We start from the raw sequence: 20220 nt of genomic DNA, 5'->3' as shown, positions 1-20220 counted from the left end.
GCCATGCAGCCCAGCAGCGTGGATGAGGAGCAGATCCGGGTCCTCACCCCGCAGGTCATTGCCGTCCTCGTCCGCCGCGGAGCTGATTTCGCGGCGGCCGAGGACGCGGTGCAGGACGCCCTGATCGAAGCCCTGCGCGCCTGGCCCCAGAACCCGCCGCGGGACCCGAAAGCCTGGCTGGTCACCGCCGCCTGGCGGAAGTTCCTGGACGCGACCCGCGCGGACACTTCCCGCCGACGTCGTGAACTCACCGTTGACGCGGAGCCTCCGCCCGGGCCCGGCGGTGAAACCGATGACACGCTGCAGCTGTATTTCCTTTGCGCCCACCCGTCCCTGTCGCCGTCGTCGGCCGTGGCGCTGACGCTGCGCGCGGTGGGCGGGCTGACCACCGCGCAGATCGCCGCCGCGTATCTGGTGGGCGAGGCAACCATGGCGCAGCGGATCAGCCGGGCCAAACGCACCGTTGCCGGGGTCGGGTTGAACACAGTCCGGTTCGGCTCCCCCGGCAACGTGGCCACCGTGCTGCGGACCCTGTATCTGGTGTTCAACGAGGGCTACTCCGGGAACGTGGACCTGGCTGCCGAAGCCATCCGCCTCACCCGGCAGTTGGCCACCGGCATCAACCATCCCGAAGTCCACGGGCTGCTCGCCCTGATGCTGCTCCACCACGCCCGCCGCCCGGCACGGACGGACGGCGCTGGGCGGCTGGTGCCGCTGGCCGAGCAGGACCGCAGCCGCTGGGACACCGGCCTGATTACCGAAGGAGTGGCGATCCTGCAGCGGGCACTGGCTGCGGACCGGCTGGGCGAATACCAGGCGCAGGCCGCCGTCGCCGCCCTGCACGCCGATGCACAGACGGCCAGGGAAACCGACTGGCCGCAGATCGTTTCCTGGTATGACGAACTGGTCCGGCTCACCGGCAGTCCGGTAGCCCGGCTGAACCGCGCCGTCGCCGTCGGGGAGGCGGACGGACCGCGCGCCGGGCTGGCCGCGCTGGCGGAGCTGGATCCCGCACTCCCCCGGCGCACCGCCGCGCTGGCCTACCTGCATGAGCGCGACGGTGACGCCGGCACGGCCGCACGGCTGTACGCCGAGGCCGCCCTGGCCGCGCCGAACCTGGCCGAACGCGAGCACCTGGCCCGGCAGGCGGCCCGGCTGCACGCTGTTCGATAGCCGGAACGCGCCGGGAAAGGGCAGCCGCAAGAGACCCGCAATGTATGCCAAATTTTCGGAAAATTCTTCAACACCCCTACCTCGAAGCGCCCTATCGAAGCGAGTAACGGTTACGCGTGTCCCGCCTGGCTACCTCGTATTCACTGATATCGATGTCGTCCATCGCTAATTGAGGTCTCGAAAATGTTTAGTTCAGTCACGGGGTTCTGCCGTTCCGCCCAGGTCCACGGATCCGCTGCCGTTCCGGCTGTGCCGAAACGGATCCGGGACAAACCGCTGAAGATAGCGCTCGTCACGGAGGGCACCTACCCGGTAGTCACCGGAGGGGTCAGCACGTGGTGCAACCAGCTGATCACGGGAATGCCGGACCACGACTTCGAAATCTTTGCCCTGACCGGAAGCGGTGCCGACCGTCCCGTCTGGAAGCTCCCCGAAAATGTCCGCTCCCTGAGGATCATCCCCGTCTGGGGACCCCCGGCGGCCCCGCTGCGGCCCGGATCCCGGCGCAAGGAATGGATTGACCGCACGCAGGACGAACTCGCCCTGCTGTGGGACGCCGCACTCGGGTCCGACGACACGGACGCCGTGGCCCGGACGGACGAGGCACTGCGCAACCTGGTGGCCATCAGCAACCGGATCGGCCTGGCGCATGCCCTGGCTACCCGGGGTTCCGTGGCGCCTATCCTGGCAGCCTGGACGCGGCACCTGGTCAGCGCCGGCGAGCCGCCCATGTCCGTGGCGGACGCCGTGATGGCAGCCAGCATCGTTGACCGCGCCCTGGCCCTGGTTGACCAGCGGCCGGCCGGCGCCGACGTCATCCATGCCTCCAGCAACGGCCCCTCCTCGCTGGTCGCCCTGGCCCACTCCTGGCGGCACGGCACTCCCATCCTCCTGACCGAACACGGCGTGTACCTGAGGGAGCGGTACCTCGCCCTGCACGGTGCCAACTTCTCCTGGCCCGTGCGGCGCGCGGTCACGGCGTTCCTGCGCCGGCTGTGCCAGGTGGTTGTGGCCCGGGCGCACATGGTCCTTCCGGTCAACCAGTTCAACGCCCGCTGGGAGCGCCGCCTCGGTGCACGCCCCGAACGGATCCACACCATCCCCAACGGCGTAGACCCGGAAACGTTCCTGCCGGTCACCTCCGAACCGGAGCTGCCCACCATCAGCTTTGTGGGACGGATCGATCCGCTGAAGGACCTGGAAACCCTCATCTCGGCCTTCGCACTGGTGCGTCAGCAGGTGCCCACGGCCCAACTGCGGCTTTTCGGGCCCACGCCAACGGAAAACCACGCCTACAAGGCGGGCCTGGTGGAACTGGCCGCCAGCCTCGGTGTCACCGACGCGGTGCACTGGGAAGGTCCCAGCAAGGGCAGCCGCCCGGCCATTGAAGCCGGCCACGTGGTGGCACTGTCCAGCGTGTCCGAAGGCCTGCCCTTTACCCTCATCGAGTCCATGATGTGCGGCCGCGCCACCGTCAACACCGACGTCGGGGGCGTAGCGGAATGCCTGGACGAAGAGCGGACCACCGGCATGCTGGTGCCCGCCCGCGAGCCCGCCGCGTTCGCGGACGCTTGCATCACCCTGCTCTCCAATGACCGGCTCCGGGCGGACATGGGGGCGGCCGCACGACGCCGTGCCCTGGCCGAGTTCACGTTGGACCGGTGCCTGGGCCGCTACCGGGAGGCCTATGCTGCCACCCGGGACGGGCGGCTGTCCGAGCACCCCCCGGCTGCCGGTTTGCGGTCCGGCACGGCTACCGGAGCCCACGGCGCACCGACACCCGCGGTTCCCGCACTCCGTGACGCGTCCCAGCGGTTGTCCGCATGAGCGCCGACACTGTCATTGTGCCCGCAGCGGGTTCAGCCGTCCCGAAACTTGAGAACAACCTGATGGCCTACGACGCCGTGGACACCTTTGAGATCACGGCACGGCTGGAAGCGTCCGGACTCAGTGACCGCACCGTGCGCCAGCGCCATGGAGCGAAGGACGTGTTCGACTACGCTTCCTCCCTGGTGCAGGAACGCGGCACCACGCAGGCAACCGCCGAGCCATGGCTCGGACGGGACGACCTGCTCCAATCCGTCCGGCGGGCCATTGTCCTCATCTTGGGGGCAGTGCTGGGCGGTCTCACCGCTACGGTCCTTGCCGCCAACACCAGGGAGGTCCTCGTAGCCGGCATCGGCGCGTGGATCATCGGGCAGGCCGTCTCCGGGATTGTCTGGACCTATGCCGGCGCCGGGCAGCTGAAACGCGGCGTCGCCCGCGGCACCGGGGCAACCCTGCTGATCATGGCCGCCCTCGCCTGCTACGTGGGGGTCTCCCTGATCCTTCCCGGCCATGACGCCACCATGGCCGCACTTCTGATGGTTTGGTGCTGGTACTCCTGTGTTGTTTCCATGCTCGTGATCCTGGGCCGCTCCTGGTTCCTGCTGACGGCCCTGGCGTGTGCCGTCTCGATTGTGGCGACCATGCTGGCGATACGTTCCACCGCCGCGGCCGTCATTGTGCCCGGCACGGCCTTGCTGGTGGTGGCGGCAGTAACGGCATTGCTCGCCATCCATCTCCGCTCCAACCCGGAGGGCCGCCGGCCCCGATGGGAAGACGGCAGAAGCGCCGTCGCTCCGGCTGCCCAGGCCGGCTTCCTTGCGGCAGCACTGACCTTGGCCCTGACCCGGTTGCCCGCGTGGGAAGGCACCGCGTTGGTGGCGGCCACCGTCGTTGCTGCCGCCGCCACTGATCCAGCGCTGGTACTGATGCGCCAGCGGCTCCAGTGGTCCTCCCAGCGGACACCGCTGCTCCGGAACGCCGCGTGGAACGCCTGGCTGCTGACCCTGGCCATCTCCGCCACGATTGTGGTGATCTCCGCAGCGGTGTCCTCCGTGGTGGTCCTCTTCCTGGTGGAGGACAACAGAGCGGCCTCCACAGTGGTGGTAGCCGCCATCTTCAGCGCCCTGGCCACTATCTCCACGGCCCTGAGCGCGTTCGGACAACCCCGGCGCGGTGTGCTGTTTGCCGCTGCTGCCTGCCTTGCGGCCGCATTGTGGCTGCTGGTCAGCAGCGGAGCCGGCATTCTGGCGGCCGCAGCTTTCCTGCTTGCGGGAATCGTGGTCCTGCTGGCGCTCGTGGCGGATCCGCGGACCTACGCGTGAGGGCACCCCGACTGGCGCTGCCGTGGTACATCCACCCGGCGGAACGGCCCCGGGAATGGGCGTGGCTGGCCGGACAAAACGTCTCCTTCGCCGTCGTCAACGTCCACAACGGACCCGGCGGAGAAGACGATGCCTACTATCCGGAAGCGATTGCCGGACTGGGATCCACCCGGCTCCTGGGGTACGTCGCGGTTAACTACGGCCAGCGCCCGCCGGCGGACGTCGCCCTGGACGTGCTTGCCTGGCAGCGGATCTACGGCCTGGACGGGATTATGTTCGACGAACTTCCCTCCGGAGCCGGCAGCCTTGGCCGGTGCGCCGTGTATGCGGCGTCGGCCCGGGCTGCCGGCATCCGGTTCCTCGCTGCGAACCCCGGTGTCTTTCCGACGCCGGGACATGTGCGGCTGTTCGATGTCACCTCGGTGTTCGAGGGAACTGCGGCGGATTATGCGCGCTTCCGGCACCCCGCCTGGGCGCAGAATGTACCTCCGGCGCGGCTCTGGCATCTGGTGCACAGCTGTGATCCGGCACAGATGGCCGGAGTCCGTTTGGCAGCTGGCCACCGCGGCGCCGGGCATGCCTTCGTCACGGACCGATCCATGCCCACCCCGTGGCTGGGGCCGCCGGCGAACGTCTCTGCGCGGCTGGCCAAGACAAAGTCGCCGTGAGGCCGGGACATTGCTGCCCGCCTCACGGCGACTCCTACTTGGATGTCCAGCCTCCTTCGACGCCTAGCCTTCCGATACGTCGGAGAACAGCGCCCTGAACGGTGTGCCCGTGGCGGTCAACTGCCCGAACGTATCGGCAGCCGCAGCGGTCTTCACGGCTGCAGAGGCATCCTCATAACTGTCGAAATACAGGTCCAGGGTCCGGTGGGCCGGCGTGGGCGAGCCGTCTTCCTTGGGCCAAACCTTCCCGGCCTCGTACCGGCGCAGCTTCGGAAGCTGCTTTGCGTTGCCTTCAATGCTTTTGTAGGCGGACTCGAAGGCTCCGGGGTCGGCGGGGTTGTCGATGATGAAGGTGATCTTCGTGGGCATGTTCTTTCCTTTCGTGGGGTGGTTGTGGTGATGGCGGAAGTTTGCGGGCGGGCCGGGCGGTTGTCTACCGTCCTGCGGTTTCCAGCAGCCGAAGCCAGAGCTCGCTCATCGTCGGATAGGCCGGCACCGCATGCCAGAGCCGGTCTAGAGGTACTTCTCCGGCGATGGCGATGGTCGCGGCGTGCACCAGCTCTGCCACGTCGGATCCGACGGCGGTGAACCCGACAATGGTATTGGTGTCCTCGTTGATGACAATGCCTGCGCGGCCGGCATAACCGTCGGCATGCAGGGATGCGCCGGCAACGGAACCCAGGTCGTACTCCACAGAACGGACCCGCAGTCCGGCGTCGGCGGCCGCGGCCAGGGTGAGTCCGGCGGAGGCGATCTCCGGGTCAGTGAAGATGACCTGCGGAACGGCCAGGAGATCGGCGGTGGCTGCATGGCGCCCCCATGCGAAGTCCTCAACCGGGGCACCGGTTGCCCGTGCCACGATCACGTCCCCCGCCGCACGGGCCTGGTACTTGCCCTGGTGGGTGAGCAGCGCCCGGCCGTTGACGTCTCCCGCGGCGTATAGCCACCCGCCGTCGGGCACGTGGCCCCCGGGAGCGGTCACCCGCAGGGTCTCATCGACCTCCAGCCAGCCGGAGTCCGGGAGTCCGAATTGTTCAAGTCCGAGATTGCCGGTGTTGGGCCGGCGCCCCGTGGCAACAAGGACCTCGTCCGCACTGATGACCTCGCCGCCCGCCAGGGTGATCTGCACGGTTCCACTGGGATCCCGTGTGACCCCGGTGGGGCTTGTTCCCGCCATTACCTGTACGCCGCTGCTCTGAAGGGACGCAACGACGTGCTCGGCGGCATACGGCTCCACCCTGGGGAGTACGCCGTCGCGCGCAATCAGCGTCACGAACGCGCCCAATGCGCTGAAGGCGGTTGCCATTTCCGTGCCAACAACACCGCCTCCGATGATCGCAAGCCGTTCCGGAATTTTCTTCACCGACACGGCCTCTCTGCTGGTCCAGGGAGCAGCGTCCGCCAGTCCCGGAATCGGCGGAACGGCCGCGCTGGTGCCCGTCGCGACGACGACGGCGTGCCGGGCCGTAATAGTACTGACGGTACCGTCCCGGCCGGTGACTTCGACGGTCCGCGGGGCGCTGATACGCCCGCGGCCCCGGACAACCCCAATGCCGGCCTGGCGGAGCCAGGCAACCTGGCCATCATCGTTCCAGTCCGAGGCAAACCGGTCACGACGCTCCAGCACGGCGTCGACGTCGAGTCCCCCAGTCACCGCCGCGGCGGCACCGGGCAGCTGCCGGACGGCACGGAGCGCGGCGGCGTCCCGGAGCAGCGCTTTGGTAGGCATGCACGCCCAGTAGGAGCATTCTCCGCCGACCAGCTCGGCTTCCACGATTACGGCGCTCAGCCCGCCGGAGACGATGCGGTCGGCTACATTTTCCCCGACCGGTCCGGCGCCAATGATGATGACGTCCGTAGTAGTCCCGGCCATCATGCGCCCGCCTTGGCGGTGCGTCCCAGCCGGATCGCGGAGAGCAGGAAGAAGATGCCGCCGAGAGTTGCGTACCCGGCGACGCCGGTGAGGGATGACGAGGGTCCGCCCGACATCAGGATGAACCCGGTGCCCGCAAGAGTGGAGATGCCGCCGCTGAGGATCATGGGCCACTGCCCGCCCAACCGCAGACGGCTAATGGCTACGGCGAGTTGGACCGCACCCGCGGTGATGGCCCAGGCGCCCCAGACAACCAGGACTGCGGCCGGTCCGGAGGTGACGGCGAAACCGAGCGCAACAGCGGTCAGGAGGCTGAGCGCCATGTTGACGACGAGCAGCGGTCCCGGCCGGGTGGCTCGGGAGGCGCGGTGGTCGACGACGGCTGCCCCGACGTCGAACAGCGGGTAAAGGATGAGCAGTGCGATGCTGAGCGGGCCGATAGTGGAGGCCGTCAGCGCAATGAGGACTGCCCAAAGGACGGCGAATCCGAAGCGGACGAAGTACAGCTTCCGAAGGGCCGGTCCGATGGTGCCGGCGGGGTGTGCGGTGGCGGCGTGTGCGTTGGCGGTGGTCATGGTGTTCCGTTCTGTTGTGGGGTTCGAAGGGGTGTCTCTTGATGGGTCAGGGGACACCTCGACCTCGGTAGCGGCCGCGCCGGTCCGACGGGTGCTTCCCGCAGGAAGGTCCGCCGGTACGACTGATGGAACCGTTGGTAGAATGACTAGTCACTCTACTTCGAAGGACTGTAGTCTTGATCACGGAGCGGCACAAGGGCAACGGAAGGAAAACTCATGGCGGAGACTGTGAAGGTATCGATGAGGGATCGCCTCATCGAGGCCGCCACCGAGCTGTTCTATGCCGATGGCTTGCGTTCCGTCAGCGTTGAAAAGGTCATTGCCCGGACCGGCACCACAAAGGTGACTTTCTACCGGCATTTCAAGAGCAAAGATGACTTGGTGGTCGCCCATCTGGAACTGAGGGCCCGGATTGAGCGGGAGGGAATCGGCGCGGCCATGGAACACGCGGACGGCGACGCCGACAGGACACTCCAGCTCATCGCCGACCAGCTGGGCAAGATGTCCTGCGAAGCGGGTTTCCGGGGGTGCCCGTTCATCAATGCTGCTGCTGAATATCCGGACCCCGCCAGCGCCGTCCGGAAAACCGTCAGTGAGCACCGCACCTGGTGCAAGGACGCCTTTGCGGAAATTGTCCGCCCTCTCTCCCCCGCCGATCCCAAGGCCGTTGCCGAAGATCTGATGCTGCTGCGCGACGGGGCGATGGTCGCCGGGTACCTCGACGACGGCGAAGCGCTGGCCGCATCGTTCCTGCGCAGCTGCCGCGCGGTTATCAGTGCCGGCTGAGGCCTGGACCACCCGCCGGGCCGGGCCGGCCCGGACCAGGGCAGCCTGCGCCGTCGTAATCGCCGGTGCGGTACTTCTCTCCGGCAGCCTCGCCGGCTGCACTTCCGACGACGGCGCGTCCCCCGGTTCCGCGCCCACCGCGCCAGCGCCGGCCGGGGCGGCGTCGGCGGCGTCGGCATCTGTCCCGTCGTCGTACTGGGCCCCGTCGCCGGGAGCCAGCTGGCAGTGGCAGCTCAGCGGCAGCCTGGACCTGGATGTTGACGCAGACATTTTCGACGTGGACTACGAAACCACCACGGTTGAGCAAACCGCGGCGCTGAAGGCGAAGGGCCGCCACCTGGTCTGCTATTTGTCCGTCGGCTCCCGGGAGGATTTCCGTCCCGATGCCGGCAACTTTCCGGACACGGTCCGCGGAAAAACAATGGACGGCTGGCCGGACGAACAGTGGCTGGACATCCGGCAAACGGACGTGCTGCTGCCGATCATGGCGGCCCGCATGGATACCTGCGCAGCCAAGGGGTTCGACGCCGTCGAACCCGACAACGTGGACGGCTACCGCAACGACACCGGCTTCCCGCTGACTGCCGAGGACCAGCTGGCGTACAACCGTGCCGTTGCCGGCCTGGCCCACGACCGCGGACTGTCCGTGGCCCTGAAGAATGACCTGGACCAGATTCCCGCGCTGGTCGACGATTTCGATTTCGCGGTCAACGAGGAATGCGTCCGGTACGCGGAGTGCGAGGCGTACCAGCCCTTCACCGACGCCGGCAAGGCGGTGCTGCACGTCGAATACGAAGGCACGTTGGACTTCTGCCCCGGGTCCCGGCAGCGGGGATTCTCTTCAATGCTCAAGCCCCTGGACCTCGGGGCGCCCAGACAGCCCTGCTGACGGCCGCTCCCGCTCCAAGAGTTAAAGCGCGGTTTGTACCGGCTGGCCATCCACGGAATCAACGGTCGGGACAATGCGGGTTCCCGTGGGGTCGGTACTCACGGTGAGGGTCAGCTGCCGTCCGTAGGTGTCCGTGGCGGCCAGGGTGTACGGAGTGAGCCGGGGCTTGGCCTTGTCATGCAGGATGAGCTGCTTGGGTTTGGTGACGGTAATGCCGTAGTCCCGTACCAATGATTCCCCGAGCCGGTAACTGGCCGCAGCCACCTTGCCCCGAACCTGTACGGACTTGACCATCAGAATGATGAACAGGACAACAAATGCGAGGAGCATCGCCAGCATCAGGATCATCAGGAAATCCACCATGCCGCCCGTGCTTCCATCCATGGCTATGCCGGTCACCACAGCGCCTGCAATCACGGCAACCATGGCGAACAGCAGCCAGTTCAGGTTGGGTACTTTGGGGATGAGGTTTTCGCCGGGTTCGGCAGAAACGGTCTTTTCAGTCATGTTGTAAAACCTTTCAGCTAAAGGGGTTGGGAGATCCGGCACAACCGCCGGCCGGGCCTTTTCCGGGGTATACCCCTGCTTGCCGGTCGACTTTCCGTCGATAAGAAGGATGGTGGGGACAACATTTGTACCGGTCGTATCCAAGCTCAGTTTCATGAAGAGTTCCCGCCCGTCATCGTCGACGGCATCAAAGGCATCCGGCTGCAGCCTGCAGCTCGCCGTGTTCATAACAACCAGGGCGACCCGGCGGTGCACTGCGATGCCGTAGTCCCGGTGCAGGTTTACGGCAATTCCGTAAGCGGCAGCGGCGACTTTGCGCCGGTTGGACATCACTATGCGGAGGAAGTTGGCAAACCCCAGGAACATGGCTGCCACACCGAGGGCGTCCACCAGCTCCTCACCGCTGCCCAGCGCGCCGCTGATTGACCAGCCGATTAACAGCACCACTGGTGCGGGCAGGAACGCCCAGGCCAGCGCGCCCCACACATTCGCGATCTGCGGAACCAGGCGTTCACTGGGGACAACGGCCGACTTCCGGCGGATTAATGGCATGCCGAGACCTTTCGCTTACGGGTTGTGCGTTTGGACGGGCAACCCGGCCGCGTCAACGACAGTGGGGATTACCCGGGAGCCGGTGGGATCGGTACTGATGGTGATCGTGACCGGCCGGCCATACGCGTCCACCGCGGGAATGAGGTGCGGATTCAACAGGGGTTTCGAATTGTGCTGGAGGATAAGCGTTTTAGGTTTGGTGACAGTGATGCCGTAATCCCGGCTCAGGGATTCACCTATCCGGTAAGCCGCAGCGGAAACCTTGCCGCGCAGGGCGGATATCTTAACAATGAAAATGACCATGGTCACCAGGAATACGGGAACCATGGACATGGCAACCACGGCCCAGGCATCGGCTGCATCACCTGAGGAACTATCTCCACCAATGCCGGCTCCCACCATGACCGCTAGCGGTGCCACGATGAGCGCCGCCAACCAGTTGGTGTTTCCTACCTTTGGAATTAGCTTTTCGCTCGGCTGCGCTGCGGTAATCTTTCCATTTTCAGACACGCTTATATACCTTCCCCCATTTGCCCGGGGCACGTGGGTTTCCCGGGAGCGGACACAACCCTAACAGCATTTCCACTGAAGTTATCCGGTGCCGTTCCGCAGCATCCCGGGCTAGGCTGTCCCGGGAAGTGCGCGGCGCTGCAACGTCGAACGGAGGCCGTATGCCCGGTACGAAAGCCAACAGGAACACCCGCCTCCTGGCCGTGGCGATCCTCTCCTCTTTCGTTGCCTTCCTCGACGGTTCCATCGTCACCGTGGCTTTGCCCGCCATCGGTACAGAGCTCGGCGGCGGGCTGATCACGCAGCAGTGGACCGTCAACGCATATCTGCTGACCCTCGGTGCGCTGATCCTGCTGGCCGGTTCCCTTTCGGACACCTTCGGCCGGCTGCGGATCCTGCGGCTCGGGCTGCTCGGATTCGGCGCCGCATCCCTGGCGTGCGCGCTGGCGTGGAGCCCCGCAGTACTGATCATCGCCCGTGCAGTCCAGGGCATGGCCGGCGCCCTCCTGGTCCCCGGGTCCCTGGCACTGATTACGACGGCGTACCGGGACGAGGCGCGCGCCCGTGCCATCGGCCAGTGGACAGCGTGGACCGGTACCGCCGCCATCATCGGCCCGCTGCTGGGCGGGGTGCTGGTGGACTGGGCCAGCTGGCGCTGGATTTTCGCGGTGAACGTTCTGCCGGTGACGGCAACGCTCCTGCTCACTTCCAAACTGCAGGACACCGGCCGGCTGCGCCGCACTTCGCTGGATCTTCCCGGTGCGCTGCTGGCCGTGGCCGGCCTCGCCGGTCCCGTCTATGCCCTCATCGAACAGGAACGTCTCGGCTGGGCCGATCCCGCCGTCGTCGTACCCCTGGTTGCAGGCACCGCGGCGCTGGTTCTCTTCTTCCTGCGCGAGGCACGCGCCCCGGCGCCCATGATGCCGTTGTCCCTGTTCCGGGCCCGGAACTTCCGTTACGGGAACCTGGTGACCGCCGCAGCGTATGGGGCCATCTCGCTCGGCTCCTTTGCGGTGACGGTCTTTGTGCAGGAGGCTGCCGGGTTCAGTGCCATTGAGGCCGGGTTCATTTCGCTGCCCCTGCCGGTGGCCATGCTGCTGTTCTCCACCTACTTCGGGAAGCTCTCCGGCCGGTACGGACCGCGGCTTTTTATGACGGCCGGTCCGGCAATCTGCGGTGCCGGATTCCTGCTGCTGCTTACCGTACAGCCGCCCGTGAACCTGCTCACCGAGCTGCTGCCCGGGTTGCTGCTCTTCGGCGTCGGGCTCAGCGTGATGGTCGCTCCGCTGACCGCGGCAGTGCTCGGCGCGCTGCGCGGTGAGGAGGCCGGAATCGGTTCGGCCGTGAACAACGCCGTGTCCCGGGTGGCCGGGCTGGTGGCCGTGGCTTTGGTGGGCACCATTTCGGGCGGTGCGCTGGGATATGCCGGCTTCCGGCAAACGGCGCTGGCGACGGCGGGGCTGTTCTTTGCTGCCGCCGTGATCGCGTTGCTGGGAATCCGGAATCCGAAGAGCGCTTCGGTGGGTCCGAGCGGCCAGGAACCCCCCGGCAGCAGCCCGCAGAGCTGAGCGGGACGACACACAGTGGGATCGGTTTGGTCCCGCGCCCTTTTTAGGGTTCGCTTTCCTCTATGTCCTGGAACTTTGTGCGCCGCGTGCTGCAGCTGCTGATAGGCGTGTTCTGTTACGGCTTTTCGATCAGCATGATGATCCGCGCCGGGCTGGGCGTTTCTCCGTGGGATGTCCTGGGGCAGGGCACGTCGCTGCAGTCCGGGCTGCCTTTCGGCCTGGTTGCCAACCTGATCGGCATCGGCGTCCTGCTGCTGTGGATCCCGTTGCGCCAGCGGCCCGGGGTCGGCACCGTGGTGAACACGCTGGCGGTAGGGCCAAGCGCGGAGGTCGGGCTGCTGCTGCTGGACCCGCAGACTGAACTGCCGGGCGAGATACTCCTGTTCACCGGCGGCCTGGTGCTGCTGGCGGTAGCCACCGGCCTTTACATCGGCGCCCGGATGGGACCAGGCCCCCGCGACGGGCTCATGACCGGCCTGCACCGCCGCCTGGGATGGCCGGTCTGGGTGGTCCGCACCGGCATAGAGGTCATTGTCCTGGTGGTCGGCTGGTTCCTGGGCGGCACGGTGGGCATCGGTACGGTGGCTTTCGCCATCCTGATCGGGCCCATGGTCAACCGGACGCTGCCGCTGCTGAACGTACCGGAACGCCGCTCCGGTCCGGCTGCTGGTTAGGGGCAGGTCTGCGGGCTCTGGCTGCCGGCTGGCGGCTGGCGGCCTCTATGGCATCGGTACCGCTCGGTTTGCCTCCACCGTGGACCGCTAGAACCCGGAACGCCAATCCAAAATGATGCGCGCGACGTCGTCCAGGTGCGACTCCAGCAGGAAGTGGCCGCCGTCGAGCAGTTCCACGCGCGCGTGCGGGACGTCGTCAAGGAACGCCGTCGCGCCCGCCGGGCCGAAAATTTCATCGTTCCTGCCCCAGACGGCGAGGACCGGAACCTGGCTGGAGCGCAGCCATTCGTGGACCTCCGGATACAGCGCCCGGTTGGTGGAATAGTCCCCGAACAGGGCCAGCTGCGCTTCATCGACGCCCGGACGGGCCAAGAGGGCGAGGTCATGCTCCCATGCGTCCGGATCAACGGTGGTGGGGTCGGGAACCCCGTGCGTGTACTGCCATTCCACGGCCTTGCGGCCAAGGGCCGGACGCAGTGCTTCCTCATTCTCGGGGGAAGGGTCGGCACCGTAGTTCCAGATCGGGGCCCAGAAGTCCGGGACAAAGCCTTCCTCGTAAGCATTGCCGTTCTGCGAGATCACGCCCTGCACCGCTGACGGGTTGGCCAAAGCCAGCCGCCAGGCGATCGGTGCACCGTAGTCCTGGGTGTAGACCGTGTATGCCTCCACTCCCAGTTCCTCGAGGAAGCCCTGCGTCACCTTGGCAAGTGCCTCAAAGGTGTACGCGAACTCCCCAACGGACGGCGCGGAGGACAGGCCGAAGCCGATGTGGTCCGGAGCAATGACGCGGTACGGCTCAGCAAGCCTGGGAATGAGGTGGCGGAACATGTGCGAGCTGCTCGGGTACCCATGCAGGAGCAGGAGGACCGGAGCATCCTGCGGCCCCGCCTCACGGTAAAACACGTTGTGGCCGTTGACGGAAACACTGCGGTGGTGGACGGTAGCCATGAGCTAACCCCTCTCAATTGTTTTACTGGTTAGGAAGACGCTAGCATGGATGACGTGCAACACAATCCGCTTGAAAGGAATCCGATGGTCGAGGACGAGGAACTGCTGCTGGTACTGCTGAACAGCACCCCGGTTGTATCCGGGCGTCCTGCGGATGAGCTTGCGGGGGCCGCCGGCGGAGAGTTTTCCGTGCGGTTCGGGGGCAACGGATCTGCCGCCGAAGTGGAGCATCTGCGACAGATGCGGGAATGCCTCCAGGACATCGTGCGGGGAACGGACGGCGCCGTCGAACGCCTCTCAGCGGCGCTGGAAGGAGGCGTCCTGGTTCCGCGGGCCACCGCCCAGGGACTGGATTGGGAGATGCGGTCACCGGAGGACGAGCGGCTGGCGTTCCGGGCCGCGCTGGCGTGGTCCCGGGTCCAGGAAACGGCACCGGACCGCCTGCGTCCCTGCGCGAACGAGGAATGCAACCTGTATCTGATCGACCGGAGCCGGCCCGGCACCGCCAAGTGGTGTTCCATGGCAGTCTGCGGCAACCGGATGAAGGCCCGTGCCCACGCGGACCGGCAGCGCACAGGGACCGGTGGGGTTCTCGGGCGCGCCTAGTTGACGGCGTCGGCGCAGGACTAGCGGGGCCAGCGCGCCTATGAGGATCTGTCCGGAAACCGAGTAATCGAAAAGAAAAGACGCGTATTTCGAGGGTGCTTGGACGGACCGGTTAGGCCAGTTTTGGGTCCGGAAATGTCAGTGCCGGGTGAAATCCTTGGGGCATGGATCAGCTCGGAAACACCGAACGGATAACCGAAGAGCCAGAGGCTGCACGCCGGACCGCCGAGGGGCGGGCTGGTACCAAGGATGCGTCGGACACGGATCGCACATTAGCGGTGTTTCGGGCGGACCCGGGTGCCGGCACTGCCGCCGACCAGACCAGTGCTGCCTCGGGATTTCCTGATGGTTTCAGCGGGATGCTGGCTCTGCAGAACCTCGAATCCTTCGACAACCAGGCAACCGGTGAAGTCCTGGTCCGGGTCGCACACCTGATCGCGTGGGCGGAGGCGCAGCGGGCCCGGATGCTGAACCGGATGGAAACCATTTTCCGGGAGGATTACGCCAGTACGACCGGACGGGTGGAACCCGGGATGGCTTTCACACTGGCGGCAGCCGAGTGTGCCGCCCTCCTGCAGATACCGCACGGCACCGCCCAGCGGCTGATGTTCGAAGCCGGCCTCCTATCTGGCGCCCATGCGGTCACACTGGAGGCACTGCAGGACGGGAGCCTCAGCTACGGGCATGCCCAGGTGGTGCTGGACCAGTGCGAAAGCGTTCCTGCCGCCGAGCTGCCGGAGTTTGAAGCTGCCCTGTTGAAGGCGGCACAAGGTCAGACCCGGTCCCAGTTCTCCGCCAAGGCCCGCCGGCTGCGGGAGAAGAAGTACCCGCAAACCATTGAGGTCCGGCACCTCACTGCGTTCGAGAAGCGCCGAGTCTCCCTGGACCGGGAAGAAGACGGGATGTCCTGCCTGTCGGCGTATCTTCGTGCGGCGGAAGCGCAGCAGATCTACACTGCCCTGAGCACTGCGGCCCGTGGTGAACAGTCTGATGGGGATTCCCGGACCACGGACCAGCTGCGCTCGGACATTCTGGCCCAGTTGCTTATGGGCGGTCTTGGTTCTGCCCGGTTCGATGACGGGAGTGCACGCCGCGGATCGGGCACGGGACCTGACGGTGGTGGTGCTGGCCGTGCAGCAGGCAGCGGGCCGGAGAATGCCCACGCTGACGAGGACGCCGATAAATCCCGTGTCGACAAATCAGGCATCCTGCCCAGGGCGGAAATCATGGTCCTGATCAACGCGGAAACCCTGTTCGGAGCCAACGAAGACCCTGCTGAGCTGCACGGTTACGGACCAATTAGCGCCGAAGCAGCCCGCAGGCTCGCCCGCACCGCGACCCGCTGGACCGGCCTCGTCCAGGACCCGGACACCGGGGAAATTCTGGGCGTGGGCAGGCGGCGGAAAGTCCCGGCCGGGCTGGCCCGTTGGTTGCGTGCCCGGGATGGGACCTGCCGGTTCCCGGGATGCCGGGTCAGCACTGCGGTCTCGGAAATTGACCACACTACGGACTGGGCGGACGGAGGCCCCACGGATCATGGCAACCTCGCCCACCTGTGCCGGCGGCACCACCGGTTCAAAACCCTGGGATTCTGGAAGGCCCGGCAACCGGAACCGGGCGTGATGGAGTGGACCTCGCCGAGCGGACGGATCTATCAGACTGAACCATTTCTCGAGCTAGCCCATTCACCCTCAAAGGCAGACCGACAGGCCAAAGACTTGTCAGACGCCGTGCCGCCGTTCTAGGCAAAACGTCCGGACGGCACAACGTCCGGGCGGCACAACGTCCGGGCGGCACAACGTCGAGAGCCATTCCCGGGGATATCTGCGCATCCACTACGGGGGGGGCACGGCTGCCTCTGCCGCGTCTGCCTTAGCCGCGGTTCGATCCGGCGCAATCGGGTCAGGCGCGGTGCCAGCGGGCTTCCTCGTGAACACGGATGCGTTGCCGGTTCCCCAGGCCCAGTTGCAGCACGGGGGCCAGTTCGACGTGGGCGTATAGCTCGATCAAGGTCTCCCCTGCATGCCACACCCCGGACCGGTGGCCGCTCGGATACACGCCTTCATCGATAGGAGGACCATAAGCGGCGTTAAGCCGCGAATGCAGGGCTTCAAACCCGAACTCGCACAGGGCACGGGAGCCCAGCCGACCCGGATAAAAGAAAAAGCCGAGGCTTTCCAGCTTCCCGTCCACGGCAGACCACACACCCCGTTCACCGCCGGGAAAATGCAGCCATCCCCTTTCTTCTCCCGGCAGGTCCTCCTCCCGCAACGGCAGTGCGGCATCCGCGGTACAGTCCAGACGCGCCAGGTACGGACTGCATTGCTCCGGATCTTCCGGCCACGGAGTCGACGCAACTTTCTCGATAAGGGCTGCCACCACGTCAGGGGGTGGATCCAAGGCAGCGGAAGGTTCTGTCTGGGAAGTCATCGCCGCACTCTATAACTCGGGTTCAGGCAACGCCACAGGCTTACGTAATTCCTTAGCTGGAGCCGCACCTGCCCGCGCCGTCGGCGGCAAAACCATGCGAAGAATGATCTCCGCGAAGGCCAGCACAAACCACGTTCCCACAGCCTCAAAAGCGAGCAGCATGGGGAAGAGCCCACCGCCGATTCCGTTCTCACCGTAAGCCGCCACATATGCAGCATGCTCGGCCTGTGACCAGGCGAAGCACACGACGGCCGTCACCGGCAGGCCGACCAGAAGCACACAGAAGCTGATCCATGCTTCCCGGCGACGGGCTATCAGCAACCCGGCATGAAACGCCCACACGACCGCCGCTGCACAGGGCAGACCCCAAAAGGCCACAGCTACCCGACCAAAGCTGCAGCCAACCGCTGCGCGGAGTGGTGGCTGGACAGGACAAATTGGTAGCGGCGCCCGTCGCTGACAAACGAAACCACCGCACTGCCGCCCATGTTCAGCCGCACCAGCGTTCCGCGTTCCAAAGAAACAACCGGCCAGTTCACAAGCCCCGGATTCATGCCGCTGTCACCGCTGACCTCGACACTGTGCAGATCACACAACTGCAGGCTGCGTTTCCAGAACGGACCGGAGAGCAGAACCGTCTGCCCCTCGACGGCGGCGGTGATCTTGGCGGACACGCACCACCAAATCGCCGCGAGTCCCATCCCCGCCGCGGGTACGAGAACAATCCAGTGCCCTTCGCTCACCGCCCCGATGGAGAGCACGACGCCGACGCTCAGCAGCAGGGCACCACCACCCCAGCGCAGCCAGCCCGACGAACGCTCGACGAATTTCACCATTGTGGTCGCTGCCTGAGCGGGCATTCTGCTGGTCCTGTCAGTCGCCGGGGCCGTATCACCAGCCATTATGCCCACAGGGCTGGTTTGCGCATAGCAATCGGGGTTCCCGGCAAACGACGCCGTCGCCTGCGGCCGGACTGTAATCCGACACGACTTCAGATACTGACGTCAAACTCCAGCCGACCGTGCCGCACACCGTTGACCTGCAGTTCCAGAGCGTGAACACCGGCATAGTGCCGCCGCGTCGTCATCTGCCGGAAGGCATGCCGGCCGGTCAGCTTCCGGGATTCCCCCGCCGAAAGCTCAACGGTCGCCAGTTTGAAAACCTTCTCAGCGGTCGAGCCGCTGGCTTTCACATAGTGCACCGCGTAGTCCACAGCCAGTTTCGCGGGCACGTCCCCGGTATTGGTGAGCAGGAACCCGAAGGCCAGCTCGCCAGGCAGTGCCACCTTCTCTGACTCGGCGTGCAGGTCGCTGATGCTCACCTGCGCCGGAGCGAAGCCCATCAGCTCCAGCGCCCCGGGATTGCCCTTTTTGATCAGGGTGCGCAACGCGTGCCGTACCACCCAGGTGCTGCCGGGCGTGCCGGTCTGCTGCCACCGCGCTGCCGTCTCCAGCACCAGGTCCGGGGCATGCCGGGCCAAATCATTGGTGTGGTTGGCCACCGACCGGCGGACATAGACCTCGGGGTCGTTGTGCATCGCGTCCAGGATCGGCAGCGTCAGCTCAGGCCGGGCCGTCAACTGCGGAACGCGAACGGCCCACGGCAAGTAGGTACGAGTGCCTTCGCTGGCCAGCCTGCGGACGTGCTGGTCCGGATGGGAGGTCCACGTCCGGATGATCTCCAGTGCCCGCTCCGGCTGCTCCCGCAGCAGCCGCCGGATGGCGAATTCGCTGGTCAGCCGCGGCGTCAGCTCTGCGAGCAGGGCCAGCGCGTCGTCGAAGTCCTCATCCTCACCGGAGCGCAGGGCCAAAGTTACCGCCGCTTCGGTTACGGGCCAGAGCATCCACCCCGTGAACGCCGGATTAGCCAGACCCATGCGGAACGCTGAAGCGGCAGCCGGATAGGAACCCAATGCATCCACCAGTGCATCCGCGACGACGTCGGTGCGTCCCCGCAACGACAACGGCTCCAGCCGCTCGCCCGCCGCGAGCACGGCCTCCCACTGAACTGACGGAACAGCCGACGCCAGTACGTCGTGCAGCTCCCGAACCTCGCCCGGCCCGAGCATGTCATCCATTGATCCCAAATGCGTTCCCCTGTGTCCTTCCTTGCCCTGCCCTCAACCCTAATCTCCGGCGTCGCCCAGCAATTGGGCGGCGAGCCCGGTCAGCAGGATGTCCAGCCCCTGGTCCAACTCCGCCTCGCCGTCGTAATCGGCCAAATCCGGCGCCAGCGTCCTAAGGTTCGGAAAGTCCTTGGCAGGCAGCCGGTACAAGCCGAGGCGCAGGACTGCTTCTTTTTCCTCCGGGTCCACTACGAGCTCCTGCAGCTCATTGAGGATATGTCCGTAAACAAATCCGTAGTACGCCCGGTAGACGTGCAGCGCGTCGGCAGGCGTGAAACCGGCCCTGGTCAGCAGCGCCAGAATCTCTTCCAATGGGCGAAGCGTCCCCAGCGGACGCAGTCCCAACGGGATGGACAGTGGCCGGGTGACCAGCAGCGGCACGGTATGGGGATGTTTCAGGGCCAGAAACCGGACATTATGCGCGTTGCGCCGCAACTGCGCCTGCCAGTCGGGATCGTCAGGGAAGACGTCGAGCTCGTTCATGACTGTTTCGGCGACCCCGTCCAGCAACGCCGCGCGGTTCTTTGCGTACCGGTAAATGCTCATGGGATCACAGCCTAGCTTTTGGGCGAGACTCCGCATGGTGAGGGCCGCGAGCCCTTCGGCATCCACCAATTCCAACGCCGCGTTCAGCACCAGATCACGGTTCAGGCGCGCTTTATGCGAGCCTGTGTGCGGTTTCCGTGGAGTCTCCATACAGCATCCGCCCTCCTCATGGTCAGGCTGCTGATAATCAGCAAGCTTGCTTATTTGTGAGTCTACAACTAGTGTCTACAGCGTAGAGAAGTTGTCGACATGGTTCCAGAAGAGGAATCACAGTTCACATGGCCACCACGGCCGCTCTCACCAATACTTCAGGAGACACACATGGCTACGGAAACCCGTAACAACACGAACACCGTCCACCACACCAACGAGAACGACATCAAGGTTTCGGTCCGGACCCTCGAATTCGTCCTCTACGTCCTGGCCGTCATCGCCACGATCATCACCGCAGCAGTTGTGGGTGACAACGCCAGCGAAAACGGCGTCGACGCATTCAACGCCAGCCAGGCCATGCAGTACATCACCTGGCTCACCGTCGGCTTCATGGTGGCCCGCGGCCTGGCCAAGTCCGGCAACCGCCGCAACAACGACCACGTCTAACCAACGTTTCGGCTCCTGCTAGGAGCTGCACCACTATGGCG

At 65.9% G+C, this 20220-nt stretch carries 22 protein-coding genes; 11 read left to right on the top strand and 11 right to left on the bottom strand.

Annotated elements, in window-relative coordinates:
- Positions 1 to 3: 3 nt before the first annotated feature.
- The 4 genes from QNN98_RS07880 (at position 4) to QNN98_RS07865 (ending at position 4990) form a co-directional block, all read left to right on the top strand.
- Positions 4 to 1173 (top strand): RNA polymerase sigma factor, encoded by a 1170-nt coding sequence (locus QNN98_RS07880; protein WP_283996723.1) that lies wholly within the window; start codon positions 4 to 6, stop codon positions 1171 to 1173.
- 183 nt (positions 1174 to 1356) lie between these two features.
- On the top strand, positions 1357 to 3000 hold the full coding sequence (pelF, locus tag QNN98_RS07875; protein WP_283996722.1) for a GT4 family glycosyltransferase PelF: 1644 nt from the start codon (positions 1357 to 1359) through the stop codon (positions 2998 to 3000).
- On the top strand, positions 2997 to 4322 hold the full coding sequence (locus tag QNN98_RS07870) for a hypothetical protein (RefSeq protein ID WP_283996721.1): 1326 nt from the start codon (positions 2997 to 2999) through the stop codon (positions 4320 to 4322). Before pelF ends, QNN98_RS07870 begins: the two co-directional genes overlap by 4 nt.
- Positions 4319 to 4990 carry a spherulation-specific family 4 protein gene (locus QNN98_RS07865; protein WP_283996720.1) on the top strand — a complete coding sequence of 224 codons (672 nt, stop codon included), beginning with the start codon at positions 4319 to 4321 and terminating at the stop codon, positions 4988 to 4990. Before QNN98_RS07870 ends, QNN98_RS07865 begins: the two co-directional genes overlap by 4 nt.
- Before the next feature lie 63 nt (positions 4991 to 5053).
- Here QNN98_RS07865 and QNN98_RS07860 read toward each other — a convergent pair whose 3' ends face one another.
- From QNN98_RS07860 to QNN98_RS07850, 3 genes are all read right to left on the bottom strand, one after another.
- Positions 5054 to 5359: an EthD family reductase gene (locus QNN98_RS07860; protein WP_227911113.1), complete on the bottom strand. Its 306-nt coding sequence runs from the start codon at positions 5357 to 5359 to the stop codon at positions 5054 to 5056.
- 64 nt (positions 5360 to 5423) lie between these two features.
- Positions 5424 to 6863 (bottom strand): dihydrolipoyl dehydrogenase family protein, encoded by a 1440-nt coding sequence (locus QNN98_RS07855; RefSeq protein WP_283996819.1) that lies wholly within the window; start codon positions 6861 to 6863, stop codon positions 5424 to 5426.
- Positions 6863 to 7438, bottom strand: coding sequence for a hypothetical protein (locus QNN98_RS07850; RefSeq protein WP_227911110.1), 576 nt, complete (start codon positions 7436 to 7438; stop codon positions 6863 to 6865). Before QNN98_RS07850 ends, QNN98_RS07855 begins: the two co-directional genes overlap by 1 nt.
- Before the next feature lie 216 nt (positions 7439 to 7654).
- Here QNN98_RS07850 and QNN98_RS07845 point away from each other — a divergent pair, with 216 nt between their 5' ends.
- Entirely contained in the window at positions 7655 to 8224 is a 570-nt protein-coding gene (locus QNN98_RS07845) for a TetR/AcrR family transcriptional regulator (RefSeq protein ID WP_227911108.1), read from the top strand.
- Positions 8214 to 9113, top strand: coding sequence for an endo alpha-1,4 polygalactosaminidase (locus QNN98_RS07840; protein ID WP_283996719.1), 900 nt, complete (start codon positions 8214 to 8216; stop codon positions 9111 to 9113). The genes QNN98_RS07845 and QNN98_RS07840 overlap by 11 nt, the downstream gene beginning before the upstream one ends.
- A gap of 21 nt (positions 9114 to 9134) precedes the next feature.
- On the opposite strand, the gene QNN98_RS07835 is transcribed toward QNN98_RS07840, so the two are convergent.
- Both QNN98_RS07835 and QNN98_RS07830 read right to left on the bottom strand, forming a co-directional pair.
- Positions 9135 to 10172 carry a hypothetical protein gene (locus tag QNN98_RS07835; RefSeq protein WP_283996718.1) on the bottom strand — a complete coding sequence of 346 codons (1038 nt, stop codon included), beginning with the start codon at positions 10170 to 10172 and terminating at the stop codon, positions 9135 to 9137.
- 15 nt (positions 10173 to 10187) lie between these two features.
- A complete protein-coding gene (locus QNN98_RS07830; protein WP_283996717.1) occupies positions 10188 to 10682 on the bottom strand; it encodes a hypothetical protein in 495 nt (164 codons plus the stop codon).
- A 161-nt stretch (positions 10683 to 10843) separates the two neighbouring features.
- Here QNN98_RS07830 and QNN98_RS07825 point away from each other — a divergent pair, with 161 nt between their 5' ends.
- Together QNN98_RS07825 and yczE are read left to right on the top strand one after the other, a co-directional pair.
- Positions 10844 to 12250 (top strand): MFS transporter, encoded by a 1407-nt coding sequence (locus QNN98_RS07825; RefSeq protein ID WP_283996716.1) that lies wholly within the window; start codon positions 10844 to 10846, stop codon positions 12248 to 12250.
- A gap of 62 nt (positions 12251 to 12312) precedes the next feature.
- On the top strand, positions 12313 to 12924 hold the full coding sequence (yczE, locus tag QNN98_RS07820) for a membrane protein YczE (RefSeq protein WP_227911098.1): 612 nt from the start codon (positions 12313 to 12315) through the stop codon (positions 12922 to 12924).
- A gap of 87 nt (positions 12925 to 13011) precedes the next feature.
- Here the strand turns inward: yczE and QNN98_RS07815 are convergent, their stop codons facing one another.
- Complete coding sequence (locus QNN98_RS07815; RefSeq protein ID WP_283996715.1) at positions 13012 to 13872, bottom strand: alpha/beta fold hydrolase; 861 nt, start codon at positions 13870 to 13872, stop codon at positions 13012 to 13014.
- A gap of 45 nt (positions 13873 to 13917) precedes the next feature.
- Between QNN98_RS07815 and QNN98_RS07810 the strand changes: the two genes are divergently transcribed.
- The gene (locus QNN98_RS07810) at positions 13918 to 14478 is read left to right on the top strand and encodes a CGNR zinc finger domain-containing protein (protein WP_283996714.1); all 561 of its coding nucleotides are present in this window, start codon (positions 13918 to 13920) and stop codon (positions 14476 to 14478) included.
- 164 nt (positions 14479 to 14642) lie between these two features.
- On the top strand, positions 14643 to 16223 hold the full coding sequence (locus tag QNN98_RS07805) for an HNH endonuclease signature motif containing protein (RefSeq protein ID WP_283996713.1): 1581 nt from the start codon (positions 14643 to 14645) through the stop codon (positions 16221 to 16223).
- A gap of 157 nt (positions 16224 to 16380) precedes the next feature.
- On the opposite strand, the gene QNN98_RS07800 is transcribed toward QNN98_RS07805, so the two are convergent.
- From QNN98_RS07800 to QNN98_RS07780, 5 genes are all read right to left on the bottom strand, one after another.
- Positions 16381 to 16908: a hypothetical protein gene (locus QNN98_RS07800; RefSeq protein ID WP_283996712.1), complete on the bottom strand. Its 528-nt coding sequence runs from the start codon at positions 16906 to 16908 to the stop codon at positions 16381 to 16383.
- Positions 16909 to 16917: 9 nt separating this feature from the next.
- Complete coding sequence (locus tag QNN98_RS07795) at positions 16918 to 17229, bottom strand: hypothetical protein (RefSeq protein WP_283996711.1); 312 nt, start codon at positions 17227 to 17229, stop codon at positions 16918 to 16920.
- A 59-nt stretch (positions 17230 to 17288) separates the two neighbouring features.
- Complete coding sequence (locus QNN98_RS07790) at positions 17289 to 17768, bottom strand: hypothetical protein (RefSeq protein WP_283996710.1); 480 nt, start codon at positions 17766 to 17768, stop codon at positions 17289 to 17291.
- 131 nt (positions 17769 to 17899) lie between these two features.
- The gene (locus QNN98_RS07785) at positions 17900 to 18985 is read right to left on the bottom strand and encodes a DNA alkylation repair protein (protein WP_283996709.1); all 1086 of its coding nucleotides are present in this window, start codon (positions 18983 to 18985) and stop codon (positions 17900 to 17902) included.
- Between the two features lie 48 nt (positions 18986 to 19033).
- Positions 19034 to 19729: a TetR/AcrR family transcriptional regulator C-terminal domain-containing protein gene (locus tag QNN98_RS07780; protein WP_283996708.1), complete on the bottom strand. Its 696-nt coding sequence runs from the start codon at positions 19727 to 19729 to the stop codon at positions 19034 to 19036.
- Between the two features lie 171 nt (positions 19730 to 19900).
- Between QNN98_RS07780 and QNN98_RS07775 the strand changes: the two genes are divergently transcribed.
- Positions 19901 to 20179 (top strand): hypothetical protein, encoded by a 279-nt coding sequence (locus tag QNN98_RS07775; RefSeq protein ID WP_227911072.1) that lies wholly within the window; start codon positions 19901 to 19903, stop codon positions 20177 to 20179.
- Positions 20180 to 20220: the final 41 nt, after the last annotated feature.

The sequence above is a fragment of the Arthrobacter sp. zg-Y1143 genome (assembly GCF_030125565.1).
GTDB lineage: Bacteria > Actinomycetota > Actinomycetes > Actinomycetales > Micrococcaceae > Arthrobacter_B.
Note: the sequence above shows the minus strand (reverse complement) of the source record. Positions and strands in the feature narration are given on the sequence as shown.